Genomic DNA, 24,923 nt, shown 5'->3' with positions numbered 1-24,923 from the left:
TGCGGGGAATGGCGGGTGGTGCGTGTTGCGGCGATTAGATGCGCAGATCGTCCAGCGACTTGCCCTTGCCCAGTGCTTCGACGACCCATTTCGGTTGACGGCCGCGGCCGGTCCAGGTTTGGGTATTGTCGGCCGGGTTGTGATATTGCGGATTGACTTTGGCGCCGCCGGTCTTCTTGGCTTTGGTGCCGCCCTTGGCAAGCAGTTCCTCGACCGAGATTCCCATATTCTGGGCGATCTCGAGAATTTGCTCACGAGCTTTTTTTACGTCTTGCTGCTGGCGGTTTTTGATCTCCTTTTCGATATCGAATTGAAGACCTTTCAGTTCGGCGAGGTTATAACCCGACAGATTGATGTTTGCCATTTTGTTTCTTCCTTGATTAGGTGATTCGATTCGTTTCGAAGAGCCGCGCACGGATTTTACTATTGAATCGCTAATTTGGAATGACAATCGTGCGCGGGGTTAATTTCGAATCAAATCCGATGGCAAAATCGAAAGATGGCGCGGGTTTATTTGTCCAGCGTTCTGATGTGCGCAATTTCTTGTGAAACTGCGCGCGTCACGACCTCGTTCAGGGTATCGCCGAGGCTGTTGCGAATATCGGCCGAAAAATTGGACATGGCTTTGTCGACTGCTTCGGCGATGCCGTCGCGCAGGCGCTGTTCGAGCACGAAATCGATCGGCCCCTGCAATTGCTGCAGGATGCGTTCGGCCACGCGCCGCTCCATCACGCTCCACTGCTCGCCGCTCCAGTGGTCGATGGCGCGCTGCTCCAGCGCCTCCGGTGCATCCTGCGGCGCGGCCGCTTCTTGCGCAGGCGCAGGCGCAGGTACAGGCGCAGGTACAGGCGCAGGTACAGGCGCAGGTACAGGCGCAGGTACAGGCATTGCGGGGGGCGCCAGCGGCGCGCCCGGTTCGACGACCACTTCGGTCAACACGGGAATGCTTGCATCGAAAGCGGGATCGTGGCTCATGACTGTCCTGCGACGAAGTGGGTCAGGGAATAGGATTCTTTTTTATACGCGATATAGCGTTTGCGGCCTTCGGCGGCGTCTTCTTCATTGATCGAGATAATTTCAAACACACGCGCAAATTGCGTGAAGTTGCGCGGCCTGCGACGCGTCAGGTTCACGAGCATATCGTGGTGCGGCAGTTCGCTGTCTTCATTATCGGTAATCACGATCGGCGTTTGCGGCGCGAGCGGATCGCCTGCCAGCACGTGCGGAATGAAATCAGTATCCGACACCGTCCACATTGCCGCATTCAAGGCGTCCGCTTGTTCGGGGCTATCGGCCAGCACAACGATTTTGGCGCGTGCGCCATATGCCTTGCGCGCGAGACGGCAAGCATAGGCCAGCTTATCCGGGATATTGGTATGAAAGTCGATGCGTGTCATGTGAGCTTAAGGAAAATCGGGAGCGCCGCAGCGCTCCCGATATTGTTAATCCAGACGGTCAGGCATTCATGCCGCTATGGCGCAGCAAGGCATCGATCGATGGCTCGCGGCCGCGGAAGGCCTTGAACGATTCAAGCGCGGGTCGCGAACCGCCCACCGCCAGGATCTCGCGCTGGAAGCGCCGGCCCGTTTCGAACAGGTCGGCGCCGCCATCGACGACCGCTTCTTCGAATGCCGCGTAGGCGTCGGCCGACAGCACTTCGGCCCACTTGTAGCTGTAGTAGCCGGCCGCATAGCCGCCCGCGAAGATGTGGCTGAACGAGTGCAGGAAGCGGTTGAACGACGGCGGCGTGATGACCGCGAAATTGCGGCGCACGTCGTCGATCAGCGCCTGCACCTGGCCGTTGTGGGCGTCGAAGTCGTAGTGCAGATGCATGTCGATCAGCGAGAACTCGACCTGGCGCAGCGTCTGCATCCCGGACTGGAAGTTCTTCGCGGCCGTCATCTTGTCGAACAGCGCGCGCGGCAGCGGCTCGCCGGTTTTTACGTGCGCCGTCATCTGCTGCAGCTTGTCCCACTCCCAGCAGAAGTTTTCCATGAACTGCGACGGCAGCTCCACCGCATCCCATTCCACGCCCGAGATGCCCGACACCGACAGCTCTTCGACTTCGGTCAGCATGTGGTGCAGGCCGTGGCCGAATTCGTGGAACAGCGTGGTCACTTCGTCGTGCGTAAACAGCGATGGCTGCAGCACGCCATCCTTGGTGGCCGGCGGCGTGAAATTGCAGACCAGGTAAGCGACCGGCGTTTGCACCGAGCCGCCACTGAGCAGGCGGCGACCGCGCGCGTCGTTCATCCACGCGCCTTGCGCCTTGCCGGCGCGCGCGTACAGGTCGAGGTAGAACTGGCCGATCAGTGCGCCGTCACGCTCGATGCGGAAGAAGCGCACGTCCGGGTGCCAGGTCGGCGCGTCGTCCGGGCGAATAGTCACGCCGAACAGTTCCTGGATCACGCCGAACAGGCCCGCGACCACCTTCGGCTCGGGGAAGTATTCCTTGACCTCTTGCGCCGAGAATGCGTAGCGCTGTTCGCGCAGCTTTTCGGACGCAAACGCCACGTCCCACGATTGCAGGTCGTCGATCGCCAACTCGTCGCGGGCAAAGGCGCGCAGTTCGGCCAGGTCTTTTTCGGCGTACGGCCGCGCGCGGCGGGCCAGGTCTTCGAGGAACTCGATCACGTGCTGCGGGCTCTGCGCCATCTTGGCTACGAGCGAGACATCGGCGAAGCTGCCGTAGTCGAGCATCTTCGCTTCTTCATTACGCAGTTGCAGCAATTTGACGATGTTCGACGAGTTGTCCCACTTGGCCAGGTCGCTGAACATGATGCCGGCGTCGGACGCCTTGGTGGCGGTAGCGCGGTAGATCGTCTCGCGCAGCGCGCGGTTGGTACTGAACTGCAGGACTGGGAAGTACGACGGGAAGTGCAGCGTGAACAGCCAGCCGGTCTTGCCATCGCGCTCGGCGGCGGCTTTGGCGGCGGCCTTTACGTCGTCCGGCAGGCCGGCCAGTTCGGCCTCGGTGTCGACGAACAGCTTGTAGTCGTTGGTTGCATCGAGCACGTTTTCGGAAAAGCGCGTCGAGAGTTGCGACTGCTGTTCCTGGATTTCGGCGAAGCGCTCTTTTTTATCTTCCGGCAGCTCGGCGCCGCCCAGGCGGAAGTCGCGCAGGGCGTTTTCGACGATGCGTTTGCGGGTGTCGCTCAGCGTATCGAAGGAGGCAGATGCGCGCAGCTGCTTGTACTTGGCGAACAGCGCCTCGTTCTGGCCCAGGGCGGTCGAGAACTCGACGACCTTCGGCTGGTTCTCGTTGTAGGTGGCGCGCAGCTCGGGCGTGTCGACGACGTGGTTCAGATGGCCGACCACGCCCCAGGCGCGGCCCAGGCGTTCGCCAACTTCGTCGAGCGGGGCCAGGGTGTCCCAGGTGACGTCGTCGATCGGCGCTTCGAGTTGCGCAACGACGGCGTTCGCTTCAGCGATCAGGCTGTCGATGGCGGACGTGACGTGTTCCGGCTTGATCGCGTCGAAGCGCGGCAGGTCGGTAAAGTCGAGGAGGGGATTGCTCGTTGCGTTCGTCATCAGTAGTCCTTCCATTCGTTAAGTCGGTTCGTGCCGGATGATTTCTCCGCCGCCGACGCGTCGATTATTGGCAGTGCCGGATTCGCGAAAGATGATCGCGCCGCCGGGGTCATGCCAGTTTGTTCAATTCGCGTTCCGCCGATTCCACCGTGTTTTGCAGCAGCATCGTGATCGTCATCGGCCCCACGCCGCCCGGCACCGGGGTGATGTGGCCGGCCACTTCACGCACGCCGGCAAAATCGACGTCGCCGCACAGCTTGCCCGCGTCGTCGCGGTTCATGCCCACGTCGATCACGATGGCGCCCGGCTTGACCATGTCGGCGGTCAGGGTATTGCGGCGGCCAACGGCGGCCACCACGACATCGGCCTGGCGGGTGTGATAGCCCAGATCTGCGGTCGCGCTATGGCATATGGTCACGGTGGCGTTGGCTTGCAAGAGCAGCATCGCCATCGGTTTGCCGACCGTGTTGCTGCGGCCGATGACCACGGCGTGCTTGCCGCGCAGGTCCACGCCCGTGGTTTCGATCAGCTTCATGCAGCCGTACGGCGTGCAGGGGCGGAAACCTTCAAGGCCCGTCATCAGTTCGCCGGCCGACAGTACCGAGTAGCCGTCGACGTCCTTGGCCGTCGAAATCGCTTCGATGACTTTGGTCGGGTCGATGTGCTTCGGCAGCGGCATTTGCACGAGGATGCCGTGGATGGCCGGGTCGGTGTTCAATGCTGCAATGCGATCGAGCAGGGCGGTTTCGCTCAGGTCAGCGTCGTATTTTTCAAGCACCGAGTGAAAGCCCACGTCGCCGCAGGCCTTGACCTTGTTGCGCACATAGACCTGGCTGGCGGGATCTTCCCCGACCAGGATCACGGCCAAGCCGGGCTGCTTGCCGGCTGCTGTGAGCTTGGCGGTGCGCGCGGCGATGTCGGCGCGCAGTTGTTGGGAAAGGAGGATTCCGTCGATGTGTTGGGCTGGCATGGTCAAGGCTCGTCGCTGGGCAAAAACAGAATTATACGACCCAGTCACCTGTTGCCGTCCTCTGTCGCCGGTTCCGCTTGGCTGAAACAGGCGTTTTTTGCCGGGTTTCGGGCGCTTCGGTATACGATGTTTGATGGCAGGAAGGTCAACGTTCCCCTATATGGATTGTGCACTTGCAGCATAGCGTTTCATATTATGAAATCAGATATCATAGTTTGAAAATGCCGAATTCCACTGTTAGAATCTGATGGTTTAGCTAAAAAGATTTTCGAATTTCATCAATCGCCGCCAGCCTGCGCAGGGATCGGATGGGGCGTACCACACTAGGAGACGCATAACATGGCAGCTCAACTCGACCAGTTGACCTCGCAAACCGCCAACGATCCGGATGCAATCGAGACCAAGGAATGGCTCGATGCGCTGGAGGCGGTGATCGAACATGAAGGAACGGAACGCGCCCATTACCTGATGGAGCGCCTCGTCGACCTGGCGCGCCGTCGCGGCGCGCACGTTCCGTTCTCGAGCAACACCGCGTACGTCAACACGATTCCCGCGCACCTGAACCAGAACTCGCCCGGCAACCTCGAATACGAAGAGCGCCTGCGCTCGTGGATGCGCTGGAACGCGATGGCGATGGTGGTCAAGGCCAACCGCGCCGACGGCGACCTCGGTGGCCACATCTCGTCGTTCGCCTCGCTGGCCAATATGCTCGGCACCGGCTTCAACCACTTCTGGCACGCCCCGACCGAAGACCACGGCGGCGACCTGCTGTACATCCAGGGCCACTCGTCGCCCGGCATCTACGCACGCGCCTTCCTCGAAGGCCGCCTGACCGAAGAGCAGCTGCTGAACTTCCGCCGCGAAGTCGACGGCAAGGGCCTGTCGTCGTACCCGCACCCGAAACTGATGCCCGACTTCTGGCAGTTCCCGACCGTGTCGATGGGCCTGGGCCCGCTGATGGCGATCTACCAGGCGCGCTTCCTGAAATACCTCCACGCACGCGGCATCGCCAAGACCGACAACCGCAAGGTCTGGGTCTTCTGCGGCGACGGCGAGATGGACGAGCCGGAATCGATGGGCGCGATCGGCATGGCCGCGCGCGAGCAGCTCGACAACCTGGTCATGGTCGTCAACTGCAACCTGCAGCGCCTGGACGGTCCGGTGCGCGGCAACGGCAAGATCATCCAGGAACTCGAAGCCGATTTCCGTGGCGCCGGCTGGAACGTCGTCAAGGTCATCTGGGGTTCGCAGTGGGATCCGCTGCTGGCCCAGGACAAGGACGGCATCCTGCAGCGCGTGATGATGGAATCGGTCGACGGCGAATACCAGAACTACAAGGCCAAGGACGGCGCCTACGTGCGCAAGCACTTCTTCGGCAAGGATCCGGCGCTGCTCGAGATGGTCTCGAAGATGAGCGACGACGATATCTGGCGCCTGACCCGCGGCGGCCACGATCCGCACAAGATCTACGCCGCGTTCAAGAACGCGCAAGAGAACAAGGGTTCGCCGACCGTCCTGCTGGTGAAAACCGTCAAGGGCTTCGGCATGGGCAAGTCGGGCGAGGCGCGCAACACCGCCCACCAGACCAAGAAGCTCGACGACCAGGCGATCCGCGACATGCGCGACCGCTTCAATATCGCGATCCCCGACGACCAGCTGGCCGACATCCCGTTCTTCAAGCCGGCCGACGACGCACCCGAAATGGTGTACCTGCACGAGCGCCGCAAGGCACTGGGCGGCTACCTGCCACAGCGCCGCGAGAAAGCCGACGAGAAGCTGACCGTGCCGGCGCTGTCGTCGTTCAAGGGCGTGCTCGAGCCAACGCCTGAGGGCCGCGAAATCTCGTCGACCCAGGCCTATGTGCGCGTGATCACGAGCCTGCTGAAGGACGAAAGCATCGGCCAGCGCATCGTGCCGATCCTGGTCGACGAATCGCGTACCTTCGGCATGGAAGGCCTGTTCCGCCAGATCGGCATCTTCAACCAGCAGGGCCAGTTGTACGAGCCGGTCGACCGCGACCAGGTGATGTACTACCGCGAAGACAAGGCAGGCCAGATCCTGCAAGAGGGTATCAACGAAGCGGGCGGCATGAGCTCGTGGATCGCCGCGGCGACGTCGTACTCGTCGAACAACCGCACGATGATCCCGTTCTACACGTTCTACTCGATGTTCGGCATGCAGCGCGTGGGCGACCTGGTCTGGCTGGCGGGCGACATCCGCGCGCGCGGCTTCCTGATGGGCGGCACCGCGGGTCGTACGACCCTGAACGGCGAAGGCCTGCAGCACGAAGATGGCCACAGCCACATCATCGCTGCGACCGTGCCGAACTGCCTGCCGTACGATCCGACCTTCGGTCACGAAGTGGCGGTCATCATCCAGGACGGCCTGCGCCGCATGGTGGAAGAACAGGAAGACGTGTTCTACTACATCACCATCATGAACGAGAACTACCCGCAGCCGGGCCTGAAACCTGGCCAGGAAGAGGGCATACTCAAGGGCCTGTACCTGCTGCAAGAGGGCGGCAAGGACAATGCACAGCGCGTGCAGCTGGTCGGTTGCGGCACCATCCTGCGCGAGTCGATCTTCGCCGCCGAACTGCTCAAGAACGACTGGAACGTCGACGCGGACGTGTGGTCGGCGCCATCGCTCACGCTGCTGGCGCGTGACGGCAACGACTGCGAGCGCTGGAACATGGTCAATCCCGAATTGCCGCAGCGCGTGCCGTACGTGACCGAAATGCTCGGCGCCACCAGCGGCCCGATCGTCGCGACGACCGACTACATGCGCATGTTCGCCGAGCAGATCCGCGGCTTCATGCCAAAGGACCGCACCTATAAAGTGCTGGGCACCGACGGCTTCGGCCGCTCGGATTCGCGCGTCAAGCTGCGCGAGTTCTTCGAGGTGAACCGCTACTACATCACGGTGGCATCGCTGCGCGCGCTGGCCGACGAAGGCAAGATCGACCGCGCCATCGTGTCGCAGGCGATCGCCAAGTACGGCATCGATCAGAACAAGCCGAATCCGGTGACCCAGTAATGCTCACGTACCGTCGTCCCCGCGAAGGCGGGGACCCAAGTCCCTCGCGCAGCAGATAGTAATGTTTCTATCGATACGCAAGCAAACTTGGGTTCCAGCCTTCGCTGGAACGACGGCTCGGACGCTAACTCAAAAAATAACGGAGCTAACACTATGAGCATTGTGGAAGTCAAAGTCCCGGATATCGGCGACTTCAAGGAAGTGGAAGTGATCGAGCTGATGGTCAAGCCGGGCGACACCATCAAGGTGGACCAGTCGCTGGTGACCGTCGAGTCGGACAAGGCCAGCATGGAAATCCCGTCGAGCCACGCAGGCGTCGTCAAGGAAATCAAGATCAACGTCGGCGACAAGGTGGCCGAAGGTTCGCTCGTGCTGCTGCTGGAAGAAGCGGGCGGCGCGGCTGAAGCGCCTGCCGCCGCTCCTGCTGCTGCGCCAGCCGCCGCACCGGCTGCACCAGCACCTGCTGCTGAAGCACCAGCCGCCGCACCGGCAGCCTCGGGTGGCCTGGTCGACGTGACCGTGCCGGACATCGGCGACTTCAAAGAAGTCGAAGTCATCGAACTGATGGTCAAGGTGGGCGACACGATCAAGGTCGATCAATCGCTCTTGACCGTCGAATCGGACAAGGCCAGCATGGAGATCCCGTCGAGCCATGCCGGCGTGGTCAAGGAAATCAAGGTCAAGGTTGGCGACAAGGTGGCCAAGGATTCGCTCGTGCTGGTCGTGGAAGCGTCTGGCGCTGCGCCGGCTGCCGCCCCTGCACCGGCCGCCGCTGCACCGGCACCGGCTGCCGCATCCGCAGCAGCACCGGCCGCAGCACCAGCACCGGCCGCCGCGCCAGCACCGGCGGCACCAGCCGCACCAGGCGTGACCGGCTCGAAAGCCCACGCCTCGCCATCGATCCGCAAGTTCGCGCGCGAACTGGGCGTGGACCTGGGCCGTGTGCCGGGCAGCGGTCCGAAAGGCCGCATTACCCAGCAGGACGTGCAGAACTTCGTGAAGGGCGTGATGGCGGCGCCGCCTGCAGCTGCTGCAGCCAAAGCCGGCGGCAGCGGTGTCGGCCTGGACCTGCTGGCCTGGCCTTCGCTCGACTTCTCCAAATTCGGTCCGACCGAAACGGTGCCGCTGTCGCGCATCAAGAAGATCTCGGGTCCGAACCTGCATCGCAACTGGGTCATGATCCCGCACGTGACGCACTTCGACGAAGCCGACGTGACCGACCTGGAGCAGTTCCGCGTCGATACCAACGCGTCGCTGGCCAAGCAGAAGTCCGCCGTCAAGCTGACCATGCTCGCCTTTGTCATCAAGGCCAGCGTCGCCGCGCTGAAGAAATTCCCGCAATTTAATGCGTCGCTCTCTAGCGACGGCGCGGCCCTGATCACCAAGCAGTACTACAACATCGGTTTCGCGGCCGATACGCCGAACGGCCTGGTGGTCCCGGTCGTGAAAGATGCGGACAAGAAGACCATCTCGCAGATCGCCACCGAAATGGGCGAACTGTCGGCGCAGGCGCGCGACGGCAAGCTGCCGCCGACCGCGATGCAGGGCGCGACGTTCACCATCTCGTCGCTGGGCGGCATCGGCGGCACCGCATTCACGCCGATTATCAATGCACCTGAGCTGGCGATCCTGGGCCTGTCCAAGTCGGCGATGAAGCCGGTCTGGGATGGCGCAGCCTTCCAGCCGCGCCTGATGCTGCCGATGTCGCTGTCGTACGATCACCGCGTGATCGACGGCGCCGGCGCCGCCCGCTTCTCCGCCTATTTGGGCGAAGTGCTGGCGGATCTGCGCAAGACCCTTCTGTGATTGGAGCGCACTGATGAGCACTGTTGAAGTGAAAGTCCCGAATATCGGTGACTTCAAGGACGTCGAAGTGATCGAGTTGATGGTGAAAGCCGGCGACACGATCAAGGTCGACCAGTCCCTGGTCACCGTCGAATCGGACAAGGCCAGCATGGAAATCCCGTCGACCCACGCGGGCGTGGTGCAGTCGATCACGGTCAAGGTCGGCGACAAGATCAACGAAGGCACGCTGTTGCTGACGGTCGAAGAGGGCGCAGCCGCCCCGGCCGCCGATAAGCCGGCTGAAAAGCCGGCCGACAAGCCGGCCGCCGCTGCCGCCCCGGCCCAGGCCGCGCCAGCCGCGCCGACCGAATCGCAGGCGCCAGCCAAGCCGGCCCCTGCGCCGGCGCCGGCCGGTCCTGCGCCGACCCCGTCGAGCTACAGCGGCCAGGTCGACATCGAATGCGATATGATGGTGCTGGGCGCCGGGCCCGGCGGCTATTCCGCGGCGTTCCGCGCGGCCGACCTGGGCATGAACACCGTGCTGGTCGAGAAGTACGCGACGCTTGGCGGCGTGTGCCTGAACGTCGGTTGCATCCCGTCGAAGGCGCTGCTGCACGTGGCGTCCGTGATGGATGAAACGGCGCACATGGCCGACCTGGGCGTGGCGTTCGCCAAGCCGGCCGTCGACATCGACAAGCTGCGCGGCTACAAGGATGGCGTGATCAAGAAGATGACCGGCGGCCTGGCCTTCATGGCCAAGGCGCGCAAGGTCACCACGGTGCAGGGCGTCGGCGCGTTCGTCAGCCCGAACCACATCGAAGTCACGGCAGCCGATGGCGGCAAAAAAGTCATCGCCTTCAAGAAGGCCGTGATTGCCGCCGGTTCGTCGGTGGTCAAGCTGCCGTTTGTGCCGGAAGATCCGCGCATTGTCGATTCGACCGGCGCGCTCGAACTGCGCCAGGTGCCGAAGAAGATGCTGGTCATCGGCGGCGGCATCATCGGCCTGGAAATGGCGACGGTGTACTCGACGCTCGGTGCGCGCATCGACGTGGTCGAGATGATGGATGGCCTGATGCAGGGCGCCGACCGCGAGGCCGTCAAGGTCTGGCAGAAGTACAACGCGCACCGCTTCGACAACATCATGCTGAAGACGAAAACCGTCGGCGTGGAAGCGCTGCCGGAAGGGATCAAGGTCACGTTCGAAGCCGCTGAAGCGGGTGCTGCAGCACCAGAACCGCAGCTGTACGACCTGGTGCTGGTGGCCGTGGGCCGCAGCCCGAACGGCAAGAAGGTCGCCGCCGACAAGGCCGGCGTGACCGTGAGCGACCGTGGCTTCATCGCCGTGGACAGCCAGATGCGCACCAACGTGCCGCACATCTTCGCCATCGGCGACCTGGTGGGCCAGCCGATGCTGGCGCACAAGGCGGTGCACGAGGCGCACGTGGCGGCCGAAGCGGCGCTCGACAAGAAGACGCATTTCGACGCCAAGGTCATTCCATCGGTGGCCTACACCGATCCGGAAGTGGCATGGGTGGGCCTGACCGAAGACGAAGCCAAGCAAAAAGGCATCAAGGTCGAGAAGGGTCACTTCCCGTGGAACGCGAGCGGGCGCGCCGTGGCCAATGGCCGCGACGAAGGCTTCACCAAGCTGCTGTTCGACGCTGAAACGCACCGCATCATCGGCGGCACCATCGTCGGCACGCATGCCGGCGACATGATCGGCGAGATCGCGCTGGCGATCGAGATGGGCGCGGATGGTGTGGACATCGGCAAGACGATCCACCCGCACCCGACCCTGGGTGAGTCGATCGGCATGGCTGCCGAAGCATATGAAGGTGTGTGCACCGACCTGCCGCCACCGAAGAAGCGCTGATCGGCATCGATTCCGAGCGAAACCGGGACCATCATGGTCCCGGTTTTTTTTCGTCGGTCGATGCGCGTGTGCGCCGCTTGCAGCCGGCAACCAAAGGTCTAAGATGAACGCACGCTGCGGCAGCGGATGTGCCGCGTCTGGGCGCCGGAGGTCTATATGGACGAGCACAGCAACGAATATATCGGGATCCTCTACGTGCTGCCGCAATCGCACGTGTTTGAACTCCACACTTCGGTCCACGGCGAAGCCACCACGATCACCGGCAGCTTGTCACAGCAGTTGGCACAACAATTTGCCACTGCCGTCCCGGGCGGCGGGGGCATGATCGATCCGTGCCAGATCGCCTTGCGGCCGCGCCGCGTCGAAGTGGTCACGCGTGAACTCCACGAACGGCACCGGGCGCCGCGCAAGATGCATTTTTTGACCCGCGTCTTCGACGTCGAAGAGCAGGGCAGGCCGGTACCGATGTCGACGGTATAAATTCACCGAAAAAAAGAAATGCCGCCCGGCTTGCACCACGCGGCATTTGAATTGAAACGTGTCTGCTTCAGGCGAAGCTGACGTAGCGCTGCGGAATATCGATATTGCCAGCCTTGGCGGCTGCGGCATAGGTACGCATATCGGCGATGACCGCTTCCAGCTGGTCATCGCCCGGGTTTTCAATAAAGCTCTTCATGCGCTCTTGCAGGGCTGCTGCCTGATCACGCCATTCATATCTGGACGACTTGCTCATACTTCCTCCTCGCGGTCACACCGCTCTTATTTGAATTCACGACAACCACTGTGAACATTTCAATAATGACACACTTTAGCGGTCTCTGTCGGTACGATGGCACACCGACTTTTTTCCTTCCAGCTACGTTCACGAGACATAGTCAGGTTTGAGGACGCTGCTGTAAAACAGTTCCATCCGCGCGGCCAATTGTTGTCGTGCTTCCTCGCCCGCCGGCTCGGCATCCGGGAACAAAAAGCGCCCGATCGGGTCGCCGTTGATGCAGCCGATCAGGTGCGTCAGGATCAGCGCCGGCGGCACGTCGGGGCGGAGTTGTGCCGCGATATCCGGGCGCGAAAAAAAGCGCAGTAGCATCTCGCGCGTCATGCGCGGCCCGCCTTCATAAAACGCTTCTGCCAGTTCCGGATTGCTGCCGGACTCGGCAATGACAACCCGCTGCAGCGCGATCGCGTCAGGCTCGACCAGCAGCGCATAAAAATCGCGCGCGAACTCGTCGAGGATGGCGCGCAGCGGGCGGGCGTCGGTGTCCATATTGCGCTCGGCGAACAGCCGCTCGCGCCGCGAGGCCAGCACGGCCTTGAGCAGCCCGGCCTTGCCGCCAAACTTCACATAAATGGTGCGCACGGCCACCCGCGCTTCGCGTGCGATCGATTCGAGGCTGGTGCGGGTATAGCCATTCTTCAGGAACAGCCGGCCGGCGGCCTCGATCAGTTCCTGGTTGCGCGTTTCGATGTCGGCTGCCTTCGGGCGGCCGGCGGATTTGGTGCAGGCTGATGCTGTAGTCATAGTCGGGACTCTAGAGCAAAATAAAATGAAACGCAACCGTTTCATTTCTTGACTTCACTGTATTGATGGCGAATAATGCGATGAGTTCATTTCATTTTCGGAGCAGCACCATGGCAGAGCACGACAACACGGCAGGGCAGGCGAGCGCAGCACAACCTCGGGCGGACGCTCCCGCCGGCAAGAAGCCGCCCAACAAGCGCGTGCTGGTCGTGGTCGGCCTGATCGCACTGCTGGCGATCGGCGCCGGTGGCCGCATGTGGTATCGCAGCCACCATTTCGTGGAAACTGAAAACGCCTACGTCACCGGCCGCATGCACCAGGTGTCGTCGCGCGTGGCCGGCGTGGTCACCAAAGTGCTGGTGGAAGACAACCAGATGGTCAAGGCCGGCGACGTGCTGGCGCTGCTCGACCCGGCCGACCAGGCCGTGCGCGTCGAGCAGATCGAGGCGCAGATCGCCAGCGTCGAGCAGCAGGTCAAGCAATCCGACGCCCAGTTGCTGCAGGTGCGCGCCCAGGCTGGCGCCGCCGGCGCCCAGGTCCGCCAGGCCGAGGCCCAGCTGCTGCGCGCGCGCCAGGACGCCGAGCGTTTCGGCCAGCTGTACAACGACACCATGAAGGCCGTGTCGAAATCCGAAGTCGATGCATCGAGCGCGGCGCGCGCCGGCGCCGTGGCCGATGTGGCCGCGCGCCGCGACAATGCCGCTGCCGCGCAAGCGCAGATCGGCGCGGCCGAAGCGGGCCGCGACGTGCTGAAAGCAGAAATCAAGGTGCTGCAAGCGCAGTTGAAGGACGCGCGCCAGCAGCTGGCCTACAACAGTATCGTGGCGCCGGTGGCGGGCCGCATCGGCCGGCGCAGCGTCGAAGTCGGCGCGCGCGTGCAGCCGGGCCAGGCAATGCTGGCGGTGGTCGAAGACAACGTCTGGGTCGTCGCCAACTTCAAGGAAACGCAGCTCGGTGGCCTCGCGCCAGGCCAGGCCGTGAGCCTGGAAGTCGATGCGCTGCCCGAGCACCATCTGGTCGGCCGCGTGGACAGCTTCTCGCCGGCGTCGGGCAACCAGTTCGCGCTGCTGCCGGCCGATAACGCGACCGGCAACTTCACCAAGATCGTCCAGCGTGTGCCGGTCAAGATCACGCTCGACCCGCAAGACGTCAAGAAGTACGCGGGCCGCCTGGTGCCGGGCATGTCGGTGGTGGCCGAAGTGGCGCTGGGCCAGGAAGTAAAGCCGACCCAGACCGCAGCGGCGCGCTGAGCACACCATGACCAGCTTGAGCAAATCAGCACCGTCGGGCGCGATGCCGGGCGCGCCGGCCAATGGCGCGATGGTGGACGCGCGCACCTGGGTTGCCATTGCCGCCGGCATGCTGGGCGCCTTCATGGCGGTGCTCGACATCCAGATCACCAACTCGTCGCTGCGCGACATCCTCGGCACATTGTCGGCCACGCAGGAAGAAGGCTCGTGGATCTCGACCGCCTACCTGTGCGCCGAGATCGTCGTGATCCCGATGACGGCGCTGTTTACGCGCGCCTTCGGCATGCGCAACTACATGATGGGCACGACTGCACTGTTCCTCGTGTTCTCGACGCTGTGCGGCGCCGCCTGGAGCCTGGAGAGCATGATCGTGTTTCGCATGCTGCAGGGTTTTACCGGCGGCGCCCTGATCCCGATGGCGATGATGCTCGTGATGACGCGCCTGCCGCCGTCGAAGCGCGCCACCGGCATGGCGATCTTCGGCCTGACCGCGACGCTCGCGCCGGCAATGGGCCCGACGCTGGGCGGCTACCTCACCGAGCTGTATGGCTGGCCCTCGGTGTTCTACATCAACTGGGTGCCGGGCGTGCTGCTCATCGCCGGCATGATGTGGGGGATGGATGCCGAGAAGGCCAATGTTCGCACGCTGATCAAGGCCGACTGGCTGGGCATCGCGCTGATGGCGATGGGCCTGGCGTGCCTGACGATCTTCCTCGAAGAAGGCAACTCGAAGGACTGGTTCGACTCAAGCTTCATCGTGACCTTCGCCGCGCTGTCGCTCACCGGCATCCTGGGCTGGATCGCGCTGAGTTTTTCGCGGCCCGACCCGTTCGTGAACCTGGCGCTGTACGGCCAGCGTAATTTTCTGGTGGCGACCACGCTGTCGGCGGTGATCGGCATGGGCCTGTATGGCTCGGCCTACCTGCTGCCGCTGTACCTGGGCCAGATCGCCGGCTACACGCCGATGCAGATCGGCGAAGTCATCGCCTGGGTCGGCCTGCCGCAACTGCTGGTGATGCCATTCGCGGCCAAGCTGTCGTCGAAAGTGGACAACCGCATCCTGTGCAGCTTCGGCCTGTTCATGTTCGGCATCTCGTGCATCATGAATAGTTATATGGACGCGACCACCGGCTACGACCAGCTGATGTGGACGCAGGTCGTGCGCGCCATCGGCCAGCCGTTCGTGATGCTCACGCTGTCGAACTTCGCCATGTCCGGCCTGCCGCCGCGCGAAATGGGCTCGGCCTCGAGCCTGTTCAACATGACGCGCAATCTCGGTGGTTCGGTCGGCATCGCGCTGCTCGCCACCACGCTGACCAACCGCGAACACTTTCACTCGGCGCGCCTGGGCGAAGCCGTGTCGACCTATGCGCCGGCCACGCAGGAACGGCTCGACATGCTCACGCAAGGCTTCATCGCCAGGGGCATCGATCCGGCCGCCGCCGCCAACCAGGCGCTGGCTGTGATCGACCGCCTCGTGCGGCGCGAATCGTATGTGATGGCCTATAACGACGGCTTCTGGATCATCGGCATGATCCTGCTCGGCTGCATCGCGGCGATCTGGATGGCCGACAAGGTCAAGTCGCCCGGCGGCGGCGGCGGCGGTCACTGACACTTCATTGAAAAGACACACCATGTTCAAGTCTGCAATCAACGGCGTTCTCGCGATCGCCATCAGCACCCTGTTCGCCGGCTGCACCACGCTCGGCCCCGATTTCAAGGCTCCGCCCGCGCCGGCCGACGCGGCCTTCCGCCACGTCGATGCTGGCACCAATGCCGCGCACCTGCCCGCCACCTGGTGGCAGGTGTTTGGCGACGCCACGCTCGACGCGCTGGAAACCCGCGCACTGCGCGACAACCCCGGCGTCGAGGCGGCGGCCCAGCGCCTGCTGCAGGCGCAGGCGCAACTGGGCGTCGTGCGCGCCGGCCAGCTGCCGTCCGTGTCGGTGGGTGCGGGCGTGTCGAATGCACGCACGTCGAGCGAAACGTCGCAGGGCCTGGCCCTCGGTGGCCGCTCGATCGAGGGCAACAACTACAGCGTGGCCGCGTCGTTCTCGTATGAGCTCGACCTGTGGGGCCGCGTGCGCCGCATCGTCGAGGCGAGCGACGCACAGGCGCTGGCTGCGCAGATCGACCGCGACGGCGTGCTGCTGATGCTGTCCGGTCAGGTGGCGTCGAACTACTGGCAGCTGCGCGGGCTGGATGCCGAGCTGGCGATCTTGCGTGACGCGCTTGCCACGCGGCGCGAGTCGCAAGACTTGATCGAGGCGCGCTTCAACGCCGGGCTGTCGAACGAGCTCGATGTGTCGCGCACCCGCATCGAGCGCGCCAACGCCGAAGCCGACCTGCACGAGGTGCAGCGCCAGCGCAACCTGGTCGAGCACGCGCTGGCCACGCTGGTGGGCGCCTCGCCGACTGCACCGCTGCTGGCAGCGCAGTTGCCCGATTCACCTGCGGCCGCATTGCCGCAGCCACCCGCGATACCGGTTGGGCTGCCGGCCAGCCTGGTGGGCCAGCGCCCCGACCTGGCGGCCAGCGTGGCGCAGCTGAAAGCCGCCAATGCGCAGATCGGCGTGGCCGAAGGCGCGTTCTATCCGGCGCTGTCGCTGACCGGGAATTTTGGCTACGCCTCGCAAAGCCTGAACGACCTTGCCAGCGGCGGCGCGCGCCAATTCTCGGCCGGCCCACTGGCCTTGTCGCTGCCGATTTTTGACGGTGGCCGCAACCGCGCCAACCTGGCGCTGGCGCAGGCGCGCTACGACGAGGCGCGCGCCAATCACGACACGCGCCTGCTCACGGCGCTGCGCGAAGTGGAAGATGCGCTGTCGGATGTCGAGCAGCGTCACAAGCAGGGCGACGTGCAGGCCCAGTCGCAGCAGGCGGCGGCGCGTGCGCTGCTGGTGGCGCAGGCGCGCTACGAGCGCGGCGTGTCGACGTATCTGGACGTGACCGACGCCCAGCGCAGCACGTTGGCCGCCGACCGCGCGGCGGCGCAGATCCGTACGCAGCGCCTGCTGGCAACGGTGGCGGTGGCGCGCGCGCTGGGTGGCGGTTGGGAGCAGGGCGCGGCGCTGGCGACCGTGCGTTGACCGTGCGTTGATCGTGACGGCAGCCGGGCGAGCTGCCGTGGTCACGCACGACAGGCTATCAATCATATTTGCTTAATTGATTTTTTCATAAGTGTACGGTGTCGCACAGAGCGCGCTGCCGGGATAGCGTTTAATGGGTTCACCAATAACCTAATAAGGGACTTCACCATGAAATCGTTCATCGCTACCTTGATCACCGCCGCTGCATTCGCCGCTGTTGGTATCGCACCTGCTGCTGCCCAGACCGTCAACAAGGCCGCGCACAAAACGGCCATGGACAAAGCCAAGGCTGACTACAAAGTCTCGAAGGACAAATGCGACGCGATGAGCGGCCACGCCGAAGACATCTGCGAAGATGAAGCCAAACTGGTGCGCGCCAAGGCCGAGCACGACGCAGCAATGAAGTTCGACAACACCGGCAATAACGTGATGAAAGCCCGCGGCAATGTGATCGACGCCGAGTACGAACTGGCTGAAGAAAAATGCGACGCCATGAAAGGCGATGCAGAAGACAAGTGCGAAATGCAAGCCAAGTCGACCCGCGACGCAGCGCGCGACGCCAACAAGGCCAAGTAATTCCTGACCGGGTCGTGGGCGCACCTCACTGCGCTCAATGCCTGTCATGAAGACGTCGTCCCCGGACATGTTCTGCGGACGACGTTTTTGCGTCGGCGGCGCATGTGGAAGGGACGCCACAGTTCGCGTGCGGCGGGCGCGAGGGTGAGTACAAGCAACACCGGCCGCGCAGACCGTGGGCGCTATAATCGTCCGGGTGAATAAACTCGAAGCTTTCGGCTACATCGCCGCGCAAGCTGTGCGCGGCGAAATTACGTTCCCCACCAGCGTCAATGCCGTGTTGCGCCTGCAGCAGGCACTCGACAATCCCGATTGCCATATCGATGAGACAATCAGGCTGGTGCTGGCCGAACCACAATTGGCTGCACGCACCGTCGCCATGGCCAACACGGCGGCATTCGGCGGCAGTGCCTCGATGCCTGTGACCAATGTCCGCACTGCCGTGACGCGCATCGGCTACCGCCGTCTGCAGGCGCTGGTGGCCAGCCTGGTGGTGCGCCAGTTCGGCAACCGCATCAAGGATCCGCAACTGCGCGCCAAGGCCGAACAATTGTGGGAGCACACGACCCATATGGCCGCAATCGCCTACTCGCTGGCGCGGCGCGTAACAGGCGTCAATCCCGATACCGCCCTGTTCGCCGGTATCGTTCACGAAGTCGGCGCTTTCTACCTGCTGGCGCGCGCGGACGAATTTCCGGGCCTGCTCGACGACGATGCCGACAACTGGGGCGCGCTGTGCGAGGACGTGGTCAGCGCCGAGGTGATGAAGAGGTTGTCGATTCCGCAAGCGGTATCCGACGCCATCGCCGACATGCGCGGCGGCTGGCTCAATATGCCGCCAGGCACGCTGCTCGATACGCTCTTGATGGCCAATCAGTACGCTCCGGTGCCATCGCCGCTCGACAGCCGGCGCGCACCGTTGCCGCCGCACGACGAAAACGCGATCGACTTCGTGTTCGATGAGGTCACGCTGGCCGAGATTTTGAGCGAAGCGGCCGAGACCGCGCGTGCCATGGGCGGGGTTGCCCTCGTCTGATCTGTTTTCTGTGCAGTGGCACTTGGGCGTGGTTACGCCGACGGCGAGGCTGCCGGCTGTGACTCGCTGAGCATGCGCTCGACCGTCTTGGCCAACTCGCGCGCCTGCCAGCGGCGGCGTGCCAGCATCAATGCCGTCAGTGCCACACCGCACAGCGCCATCGTCGCCGCCACCCACTGCGGCGCGGTGTAGGCAAAGCCCAGCGTCAGCGGAATCCCGCCCAGCAACGCTCCCATCGCATTGCCGACATTAAAGCCTGCCTGGCCCAGCGACGAGCCCAGCATCTCGGCTTCACGCGAATGCTCGATCAAGAGCACCTGGATTGGCGGGCCGATCGCCAGCGCATTGGCGCCCGTCAGGAAGGCCAGCACGACCATCGCGATCTTCGACTCGGCCAGCAGGCCATTACACAAGAGCACCACGGTCATGGAGATCATCAGGATCAACAGGGCCGGCAGCGGATGGAACTTGTCGGCGAGATAGCCGCCAAACTGCACACCGACCGTCATGCCCACACCCACCGCCGTCATGATCAGCGGCAGTGCACTCGTACTGAAGCCCGTGACATCGGTGAGCAGCGGCGCGATATAGCTGAACCATGCGAAAAAGCCGCCGGTGCCGATCGACACGATGCCCAGGGCCAGCCACAGATCCAGATGCCTGAAAATGCGCAGGTCCTGCATCAGGCCCGTGCGCTTGGCCGGCTCGATCGGCGGCACCCATTGGTGCAGGCTCCACATGGTCAACAGGCCAATGATCGCCACGATCAAGAACACCATGCGCCAGTCGAAGGCGTGACCGATCCAGGTCCCGAGCGGCACGCCCAGCACATTGGCCAGCGTCAGGCCGGTAAACATCATGGCCATCGCTGCCGCCGCCTTGCCCGGTTCGGCCAGACGGCTGGCGACGACCGCACCCACGCCAAAGAACGCGCCATGCGGCAAGCCGGCGAGAAAGCGCGAGGCCATCATGGTCTCGAAGTTCGGCGCGAACGCCGACATCGCATTAAACACCGCAAACATCAGCATGAACCAGATCAGCACCGTGCGCGGCGGACGGCCGGCGACGATCGTCACGAGAGTCGGCGCGCCGACCACCACACCGAGCGCATAGGCCGTGATGAGGTAGCCGGCTTGCGGAATGGTGATCTGCAAACCGCGGGCGATATCGGGCAGGATGCCCATCATGACGAATTCGGTCATGCCAATGCCGAAGCCGCCAAGGGCGAGGGGGAGAAGGCTTTTCTTGATCACAGGGGAGGTCGTTGTACTGCGGTGGAAAATGATCCCTGGCCGAGTGGGGAAATTTGCGGCCGGGCCTGCCACTATACCGGGTGCATACGGAAACGTCCGCTCACTAGTTGTGATGACAGGTATAGGGCGCTGGAATGGCGCGGCTCAAGCGGGCGGCGGCTCGTCGTCGTCAGGCGGCCACACGATGCGGCCATGGCCCACATCGCCCAGCCGCACGCGCAATCCCGCAGCATCGCTCGCTGGCAGGCTGAACGTGAAGCGCACGTCGTCGCCATGGGCCACTTCGTCCAGCGTCGCGCCCGCTGCATCGAGCTCGCGCCGCAGCATGCCCTCCATCGCATACGGCGCGCTGCAGCGCAGCTGGCTTAGCTTGATAATCGGAATCTTCGGCGCCGTAAGCAGCGCCTGCGCCACGCTGTCGGTGTAAGCGCGCACCAGGCCGCCGGCGCCCAGCTTGACGCCGCCGAAGTAACGCACCACCGTGGCCAGCACGCCATCGAGATCCTGATGGCGCAGCACATCGAACATCGGCCGCCCGGCGGTGCCGCTCGGCTCGCCATCATCGACGGCCGCCGACTGGCCGCCGGCCAGTAGCGCCCAACACACATGCGCCGCCCCGGGATGCTGCGCGCGCAGTTCCGCCACGATCTTTTGCGCGCCGGCGCGGTCAGCCATCGGCTGCACGCACGCGATGAAGCGGCTTTTCTTGATGATCAGTTCGTGGTGGACGGCACTGGCGATTGTCTGGGGCATGGTGCGCGCGGGAACGAATTGGGCGACGGAAACGACAACGCCAACCCGAAGGTTGGCGTTGTCGATGAATCTTTGGTAGGCCGTGCGGGATTCGAACCTGCGACCAACGGATTAAAAGTCCGCTGCTCTACCAGCTGAGCTAACGACCCGAAGAAGACGAGATTATAGCGGCACTTGGCAGATTTACCAAGTGCTTCCGCTCATTCTTTCTTTTTGTCCACATCTGCGTGGTAGTCCTCGCCCTGTTCTTCAGCGTGTTGTTCGCCGTCTTCCGCGACGTCTTCGCCCTCGATGACCTTGTCCTCGGCCTGCACATCGTGCATGGCGTGCGGCTCGAGTTCTTCGGCACTGACGTTCAGGCGCACGAACAGGCCCCAGGTGGCGAGCAGGGCAGCGGCGGCGACACCGATCGATGCGGCGTGCGGCAAGTATTCCGGGCTGCCATGGACATATTGGAACACACCGATCAGGCATTCGACCGACAGGGACACGACGACCACGATCAGGAAGCGCGACAGGAACCGGCGCACGCGGGTCGGCGAGCTGATGTTGGCTTCGCGCTGGATTTCTTCTTCCAGGACGGTTTGGCCGAGGCCGAGCGCCGCGACGGAGATGGTAAGCATGCCGATGCATTCGAGAATGAGATCGAAGCGATCGCGGGCAGGGGTGTCGGCGGAGAGGCTGAGGGCGGTCCAGATTTCAACCCCAGCCAGCACGATCAGGCCGATGCCGCAGGCGAAGAAGAGGATGACGATGAAGACGTAACCGAGTTCGAAGAGTTTTGTTATGGCTTTCACGGGATGCAATGGTTGTAGAGATGCAAGAACTCTAGCACTAAATGCAAGGGGGGTTATGTTCGTGAGAACGGAGGCGTGTGAACATGTATTCACCACCGTATTTGTCGTTAGCTGTTGACAGAGACCTGGCAATTTGCCTGGAAGACTGGGTTTAGGTTCGATCCGGCGCTCTTGGACTGCCGCTGCTGATTCCGAAAGCGGGCTGGAAAGGCCATTCTCGGTGTCGATGTGGATGTCTTCAATGGTGGCGACGCGGATCTCGCCTTACTTGTTCTGATGACACTGGTCACTTCCTCGCTGTCGTGGGAGGCATCGGTAACGACGTGGTCATGGTGTAGGCCAATGTAGCGCCGTCGCTGAAGTGCTGCGCGATTAAACTGATTTGCTGCCCGCCCATCTCAGCTGCTTTAGCGCGAACGGTATTGATGAGCTGGCTAAATAAATTCTAGCCAAAAATTATTTTCGGTCGATTTCGTCCTCGCTAATAATTTTAACGCCGTCCTTGATTCTATCAAATAGATCGTGAATTCTTTTTTGCTGACCTGCCAAGCTTCTCAAGCCGTCCCCACCACGCTTTTTGCGACAAATGAGACAAGTAAAATTCCCCGAGCCACTTCACGTGACAGCGCATCGCTATCTGCTCAAAAGCATCTTTTCGATTTCCGGCCGACAAAGATTGGTCTAATGCGAAATCAGCAAGATGCTGTAATTCGTTAGCATCTTTAATAAATCCTCCATGACGTAAATCGGATACGGCACTAGTAATTAATTCGGAGAACATTGTCATCGCTCTATCGCTTACGTGTATCTGGCCTGGGAGATCACAACTTGCCAACCGACCCAATCATGTTAAATGCTGAAAGTTTATCTTCGTCATGTCAGCGGAGGATTGCAATCGGCATCAACCGTATTCAGATTTTTGAACGAAGAACGCTTAGAGCTGCTTGAGCCCCGCAAATTTCCTCCGGTCGCAATCCGCCCTGATTATTCCGATGCGCTGCCAGCAGTAAAGAAAGTACCGTAGTTCTACTGTAGTCCAAGTGTTAGATGGTGTTGCGTTTTCGGACACATGACGGAACTCGTCTTTAGACTCGGAAAGGATATCAAATGTTAGTGCAAACCTTGAAAACGTGGTCCAGTTGTAACTTGCTTCTGGGATATCATTCTTGCATAAACATTGGGTCGCAATCGTTGTCATAATAATTCCCGTTAGTTCACATTTTCGTTTGAACCGGGGAATTGAAGGTCCGGCTATTTTTAGATAAAGTTTGCATTTCAATTTTCAGGAGCAGATGGGTCAGGGAAATTTTTTCGTTGCTGCCCCGATTTCCCTTGAGCGTAAAGATTCACGCACGAATTGGCGACCACTACCATCGAAACATATCAGATGACACGCCTGAACTCACACGGTGGACGGGAAGTAGTGTTGGACAAAGTGTTCCATAATCGAATTCTAATCTGGAAGACGCGTCTCGTCTCCAAGTTGCTATGGCGGTTTCATAGCTCCGTGAGATTTCATCTAAGCCTATATCACCGTTTAATTGCAACATCTAAGCTGAGATCGCCTGGTTTCGCATCATAGAAAAAGGTGGCACTTCCCCATTCGCAGACATCCAAATAAGCGGTGCTTGGATGATCGCATAGGAATTTCAGACTCAAAGAATTTTCATACGCTTTTACTATAGCTGATTCGAGAATGCTGGATTCGAAAAACTCTATTAAATCAAACAAGAAGTTTATGCGGAGGATTCTTCCTTCTCCTACTTCAATCACACAGCTTGCCGATTGCCCAAAAACGCTGACTTTTCCTAATAAATGGTAGCGAGATCGCTCGTAATTTAAATTAGTTGGAGGCGAGCATTTTTTTGCGATGGAATCGATGAGAACGCCATTGTCGTCCAATTCGACAGATGTAGAATCGATGAAGGTCGAACCTCTTTTGAAATCTAACTTAGCGATATACATAAATCCGCATGTTTCTGTTAACTTGCAATTTACCAACAAATCTGGATCGCCGCCTCGCTGTACTTCGGGCGGCGGCCCCGCTTGCCGCTGGTACTACAGTGCCAACACATGGCCGTGTCCAACCAGATAAGCAGGGAGCCTCGCGCCTTCAACGCGGTGTTGTAGTCTTCCAAGTTGGTCGTTCGGTACTTCGGTCTAGCTAGGGCACTCATGCCGTCAGTTTATCCCCGCACCCACGCTCGACCGCTGCACCGGCCGGTTTGTGCAACAAAGCCATTTCTATGCGCGATCCGTATTCCTATTCGAACTCGACAACCGAGCCGCGATCCTGAAAATGTTTCCGGATTGCGCTAATGACCTCCTGCTTCTCAGTTTCAGTCAAGGCAACGTCCGACGCCAATTCCCAGTTATTCATTGAGTTCAAATAGATGACGTAGCTTGGTTCGGTTGGCGCCGAGGCAATGAGTGCCTCGCCTAGAACACGTACAAGCTTGTCTCCACTCTTCAACCGTATGTCTCCCCGTGAGACGTGAACGACTTCAAAGTTCATATGTTACCTCTTAAAAATGGTCTTCGAGTTCCCGTATTTTGGGTCAACGATATCGATTTGGCCAACTGCGGGATTTTTCATGAGCGTGCCTTTTTCGTAGCTTTCCCAGATGTTTCCCGGCCGCAAATCTTGTCCAACAACGCCTCGTACGAGTTCGCACGTGCCTTGGGCATAGGCACGAGACATTTCACCCCATTCTTTTACGACAACTGGATTCTTGTCGTCCCAAACTGGAATTTTGATCTTGTGTTTATCAATTAGCATTTCGAGCGTCGTTCCACCGTGAGTTTTAGCGATATTGGCAGCAGCATCCATTCCGCCGATACCTTCAGTTCTACCGGACCAGAAAAAAGCCGAGTTTGGCTCCGTCTTCATGAGATGAGTTGGTCGCTTAATAAAGCGTCCATTCTCACTTTCATTCCATCGGTTACTCTTGCAGTTCCATGTCGGCGACAACCCCAATGGATCGACCCACGTAGTTGGATTTGGCCCGTACTTATAGAAGTTGTGGCCGCCGAAGAACCGGATTGGATCCTGCGTCAAGTATTGTGCCGTATCGGGGCCATAGTAACGATGCCGGTTGTAACGCAGCTCGGTCTCATCATCAAAGTATTGCCCCTAGAACCGTATCGGATTGCGCACCCCAGCCTTGCGCGCCGCCTCGCTGATCGCTTCCTTCGCTCGCCCCCATGCCTTGTACTGTGCCGACCACGCTACCTTGTCGGAGAAGCTCTTTTGCATGATTGATGGCGGGCGAGGAACGTAGCGTCATTGTCTCAGGTTGCGGCACCGGTGGGAACCAGAGCGGCCGAATTAATCAGGGTCTCCCTAAATGGCGTTGTCCTCAATACTCATTTTCATTCACCGCCAAAACGTTGCCGAGAAGGAGTCTCTGCCATCCACAATTCAAACCACACAACATAAGAATTGACAGAAGTTA

The 24,923-nt window shown here is 61.4% G+C and carries 23 protein-coding genes, 1 tRNA gene and 2 pseudogenes; 9 read left to right on the top strand and 17 right to left on the bottom strand.

Translation table 11 applies throughout. The annotated features are described in order from the left end of the window. Positions 1 to 34 precede the first annotated feature (34 nt). From AB2N08_RS09485 to folD, 5 genes are all read right to left on the bottom strand, one after another. Positions 35 to 415 carry an H-NS histone family protein gene (locus AB2N08_RS09485; RefSeq protein ID WP_367610386.1) on the bottom strand — a complete coding sequence of 127 codons (381 nt, stop codon included), beginning with the start codon at positions 413 to 415 and terminating at the stop codon, positions 35 to 37. A gap of 95 nt (positions 416 to 510) precedes the next feature. Further along, positions 511 to 975, bottom strand: coding sequence for a hypothetical protein (locus tag AB2N08_RS09480; protein WP_367610385.1), 465 nt, complete (start codon positions 973 to 975; stop codon positions 511 to 513). After that, positions 972 to 1,397, bottom strand: coding sequence for a DNA polymerase III subunit chi (locus tag AB2N08_RS09475; RefSeq protein WP_367610384.1), 426 nt, complete (start codon positions 1,395 to 1,397; stop codon positions 972 to 974). Before AB2N08_RS09475 ends, AB2N08_RS09480 begins: the two co-directional genes overlap by 4 nt. Before the next feature lie 58 nt (positions 1,398 to 1,455). Continuing rightward, positions 1,456 to 3,531 carry a M3 family metallopeptidase gene (locus tag AB2N08_RS09470; protein ID WP_367610383.1) on the bottom strand — a complete coding sequence of 692 codons (2,076 nt, stop codon included), beginning with the start codon at positions 3,529 to 3,531 and terminating at the stop codon, positions 1,456 to 1,458. Between the two features lie 109 nt (positions 3,532 to 3,640). Beyond that, the gene (gene folD / locus AB2N08_RS09465) at positions 3,641 to 4,501 is read right to left on the bottom strand and encodes a bifunctional methylenetetrahydrofolate dehydrogenase/methenyltetrahydrofolate cyclohydrolase FolD (protein WP_367610382.1); all 861 of its coding nucleotides are present in this window, start codon (positions 4,499 to 4,501) and stop codon (positions 3,641 to 3,643) included. 339 nt (positions 4,502 to 4,840) lie between these two features. On the opposite strand from folD, the gene aceE reads away from it, so the two are divergent. From aceE to AB2N08_RS09445, 4 genes are all read left to right on the top strand, one after another. Next, the gene (gene aceE / locus AB2N08_RS09460; RefSeq protein ID WP_367610381.1) at positions 4,841 to 7,537 is read left to right on the top strand and encodes a pyruvate dehydrogenase (acetyl-transferring), homodimeric type; all 2,697 of its coding nucleotides are present in this window, start codon (positions 4,841 to 4,843) and stop codon (positions 7,535 to 7,537) included. 153 nt (positions 7,538 to 7,690) lie between these two features. After that, positions 7,691 to 9,343, top strand: a complete 1,653-nt coding sequence (gene aceF, locus AB2N08_RS09455) for a dihydrolipoyllysine-residue acetyltransferase (RefSeq protein ID WP_367610380.1) — start codon at positions 7,691 to 7,693, stop codon at positions 9,341 to 9,343. Positions 9,344 to 9,356: 13 nt separating this feature from the next. After that, a complete protein-coding gene (gene lpdA / locus AB2N08_RS09450) occupies positions 9,357 to 11,195 on the top strand; it encodes a dihydrolipoyl dehydrogenase (protein ID WP_367610379.1) in 1,839 nt (612 codons plus the stop codon). Between the two features lie 156 nt (positions 11,196 to 11,351). Further along, positions 11,352 to 11,675 (top strand): hypothetical protein, encoded by a 324-nt coding sequence (locus AB2N08_RS09445; RefSeq protein ID WP_367610378.1) that lies wholly within the window; start codon positions 11,352 to 11,354, stop codon positions 11,673 to 11,675. Between the two features lie 67 nt (positions 11,676 to 11,742). On the opposite strand, the gene AB2N08_RS09440 is transcribed toward AB2N08_RS09445, so the two are convergent. Continuing rightward, positions 11,743 to 11,928: a hypothetical protein gene (locus AB2N08_RS09440; protein ID WP_367610377.1), complete on the bottom strand. Its 186-nt coding sequence runs from the start codon at positions 11,926 to 11,928 to the stop codon at positions 11,743 to 11,745. 129 nt (positions 11,929 to 12,057) lie between these two features. Beyond that, entirely contained in the window at positions 12,058 to 12,714 is a 657-nt protein-coding gene (locus AB2N08_RS09435; protein WP_367610376.1) for a TetR/AcrR family transcriptional regulator, read from the bottom strand. Positions 12,715 to 12,824: 110 nt separating this feature from the next. Between AB2N08_RS09435 and AB2N08_RS09430 the strand changes: the two genes are divergently transcribed. From AB2N08_RS09430 to AB2N08_RS09410, 5 genes are all read left to right on the top strand, one after another. Continuing rightward, complete coding sequence (locus AB2N08_RS09430) at positions 12,825 to 13,964, top strand: efflux RND transporter periplasmic adaptor subunit (protein ID WP_367610375.1); 1,140 nt, start codon at positions 12,825 to 12,827, stop codon at positions 13,962 to 13,964. Between the two features lie 7 nt (positions 13,965 to 13,971). Continuing rightward, positions 13,972 to 15,576 (top strand): DHA2 family efflux MFS transporter permease subunit, encoded by a 1,605-nt coding sequence (locus AB2N08_RS09425; RefSeq protein WP_367610374.1) that lies wholly within the window; start codon positions 13,972 to 13,974, stop codon positions 15,574 to 15,576. 22 nt (positions 15,577 to 15,598) lie between these two features. Continuing rightward, positions 15,599 to 17,053, top strand: a complete 1,455-nt coding sequence (locus tag AB2N08_RS09420; protein WP_367610373.1) for an efflux transporter outer membrane subunit — start codon at positions 15,599 to 15,601, stop codon at positions 17,051 to 17,053. 168 nt (positions 17,054 to 17,221) lie between these two features. Next, positions 17,222 to 17,629 (top strand): cell envelope biogenesis protein TolA, encoded by a 408-nt coding sequence (locus tag AB2N08_RS09415; protein WP_367610372.1) that lies wholly within the window; start codon positions 17,222 to 17,224, stop codon positions 17,627 to 17,629. 196 nt (positions 17,630 to 17,825) lie between these two features. Further along, the gene (locus AB2N08_RS09410) at positions 17,826 to 18,665 is read left to right on the top strand and encodes an HDOD domain-containing protein (protein WP_367610371.1); all 840 of its coding nucleotides are present in this window, start codon (positions 17,826 to 17,828) and stop codon (positions 18,663 to 18,665) included. A 32-nt stretch (positions 18,666 to 18,697) separates the two neighbouring features. Here the strand turns inward: AB2N08_RS09410 and AB2N08_RS09405 are convergent, their stop codons facing one another. From AB2N08_RS09405 to AB2N08_RS09360, 10 genes and pseudogenes are all read right to left on the bottom strand, one after another. Then, positions 18,698 to 19,918, bottom strand: a complete 1,221-nt coding sequence (locus tag AB2N08_RS09405) for an MFS transporter (RefSeq protein WP_367610370.1) — start codon at positions 19,916 to 19,918, stop codon at positions 18,698 to 18,700. Between the two features lie 144 nt (positions 19,919 to 20,062). Further along, positions 20,063 to 20,671: an IMPACT family protein gene (locus tag AB2N08_RS09400; protein WP_367610369.1), complete on the bottom strand. Its 609-nt coding sequence runs from the start codon at positions 20,669 to 20,671 to the stop codon at positions 20,063 to 20,065. Between the two features lie 73 nt (positions 20,672 to 20,744). Continuing rightward, a tRNA-Lys gene (locus AB2N08_RS09395) sits at positions 20,745 to 20,820 on the bottom strand. A 51-nt stretch (positions 20,821 to 20,871) separates the two neighbouring features. After that, positions 20,872 to 21,468 carry a hypothetical protein gene (locus AB2N08_RS09390; protein ID WP_367610419.1) on the bottom strand — a complete coding sequence of 199 codons (597 nt, stop codon included), beginning with the start codon at positions 21,466 to 21,468 and terminating at the stop codon, positions 20,872 to 20,874. A gap of 511 nt (positions 21,469 to 21,979) precedes the next feature. Then, complete coding sequence (locus AB2N08_RS09385; RefSeq protein WP_367610368.1) at positions 21,980 to 22,255, bottom strand: hypothetical protein; 276 nt, start codon at positions 22,253 to 22,255, stop codon at positions 21,980 to 21,982. A gap of 743 nt (positions 22,256 to 22,998) precedes the next feature. Next, on the bottom strand, positions 22,999 to 23,433 hold the full coding sequence (locus AB2N08_RS09380; RefSeq protein WP_367610367.1) for a hypothetical protein: 435 nt from the start codon (positions 23,431 to 23,433) through the stop codon (positions 22,999 to 23,001). Positions 23,434 to 23,468: 35 nt separating this feature from the next. Beyond that, positions 23,469 to 23,645, bottom strand: a pseudogene (locus AB2N08_RS09375) (transposase); the annotation flags it as partial. Between the two features lie 86 nt (positions 23,646 to 23,731). After that, a complete protein-coding gene (locus AB2N08_RS09370) occupies positions 23,732 to 23,983 on the bottom strand; it encodes an Imm74 family immunity protein (RefSeq protein WP_367610366.1) in 252 nt (83 codons plus the stop codon). A gap of 3 nt (positions 23,984 to 23,986) precedes the next feature. Next, positions 23,987 to 24,358: a hypothetical protein gene (locus AB2N08_RS09365; protein WP_367610365.1), complete on the bottom strand. Its 372-nt coding sequence runs from the start codon at positions 24,356 to 24,358 to the stop codon at positions 23,987 to 23,989. 90 nt (positions 24,359 to 24,448) lie between these two features. Next, positions 24,449 to 24,589, bottom strand: a pseudogene (locus AB2N08_RS09360) (RHS repeat-associated core domain-containing protein); the annotation flags it as partial. Between the last annotated feature and the right edge of the window lie 334 nt (positions 24,590 to 24,923).

Origin of the sequence: Massilia aurea (assembly GCF_040790145.1) — a bacterium.
In the GTDB taxonomy this organism is placed as follows: domain Bacteria; phylum Pseudomonadota; class Gammaproteobacteria; order Burkholderiales; family Burkholderiaceae_D; genus Telluria; species Telluria aurea_C.
Note: the sequence above shows the minus strand (reverse complement) of the source record. Positions and strands in the feature narration are given on the sequence as shown.

Coding starts and splice junctions, on each gene's coding strand:
- AB2N08_RS09480 (WP_367610385.1), bottom strand. CDS start 975: ATGAGCCACGATCCCGCTTTCGATGCAAGCATTCCCGTGTTGACCGAA.
- AB2N08_RS09475 (WP_367610384.1), bottom strand. CDS start 1,397: ATGACACGCATCGACTTTCATACCAATATCCCGGATAAGCTGGCCTAT.
- AB2N08_RS09470 (WP_367610383.1), bottom strand. CDS start 3,531: ATGACGAACGCAACGAGCAATCCCCTCCTCGACTTTACCGACCTGCCG.
- folD (WP_367610382.1), bottom strand. CDS start 4,501: ATGCCAGCCCAACACATCGACGGAATCCTCCTTTCCCAACAACTGCGC.
- aceE (WP_367610381.1), top strand. CDS start 4,841: ATGGCAGCTCAACTCGACCAGTTGACCTCGCAAACCGCCAACGATCCG.
- aceF (WP_367610380.1), top strand. CDS start 7,691: ATGAGCATTGTGGAAGTCAAAGTCCCGGATATCGGCGACTTCAAGGAA.
- lpdA (WP_367610379.1), top strand. CDS start 9,357: ATGAGCACTGTTGAAGTGAAAGTCCCGAATATCGGTGACTTCAAGGAC.
- AB2N08_RS09445 (WP_367610378.1), top strand. CDS start 11,352: ATGGACGAGCACAGCAACGAATATATCGGGATCCTCTACGTGCTGCCG.
- AB2N08_RS09440 (WP_367610377.1), bottom strand. CDS start 11,928: ATGAGCAAGTCGTCCAGATATGAATGGCGTGATCAGGCAGCAGCCCTG.
- AB2N08_RS09435 (WP_367610376.1), bottom strand. CDS start 12,714: ATGACTACAGCATCAGCCTGCACCAAATCCGCCGGCCGCCCGAAGGCA.
- AB2N08_RS09430 (WP_367610375.1), top strand. CDS start 12,825: ATGGCAGAGCACGACAACACGGCAGGGCAGGCGAGCGCAGCACAACCT.
- AB2N08_RS09425 (WP_367610374.1), top strand. CDS start 13,972: ATGACCAGCTTGAGCAAATCAGCACCGTCGGGCGCGATGCCGGGCGCG.
- AB2N08_RS09420 (WP_367610373.1), top strand. CDS start 15,599: ATGTTCAAGTCTGCAATCAACGGCGTTCTCGCGATCGCCATCAGCACC.
- AB2N08_RS09415 (WP_367610372.1), top strand. CDS start 17,222: ATGAAATCGTTCATCGCTACCTTGATCACCGCCGCTGCATTCGCCGCT.
- AB2N08_RS09400 (WP_367610369.1), bottom strand. CDS start 20,671: ATGCCCCAGACAATCGCCAGTGCCGTCCACCACGAACTGATCATCAAG.
- AB2N08_RS09385 (WP_367610368.1), bottom strand. CDS start 22,255: ATGACAATGTTCTCCGAATTAATTACTAGTGCCGTATCCGATTTACGT.
- AB2N08_RS09380 (WP_367610367.1), bottom strand. CDS start 23,433: ATGTATATCGCTAAGTTAGATTTCAAAAGAGGTTCGACCTTCATCGAT.
- AB2N08_RS09370 (WP_367610366.1), bottom strand. CDS start 23,983: ATGAACTTTGAAGTCGTTCACGTCTCACGGGGAGACATACGGTTGAAG.
- AB2N08_RS09365 (WP_367610365.1), bottom strand. CDS start 24,358: ATGAAGACGGAGCCAAACTCGGCTTTTTTCTGGTCCGGTAGAACTGAA.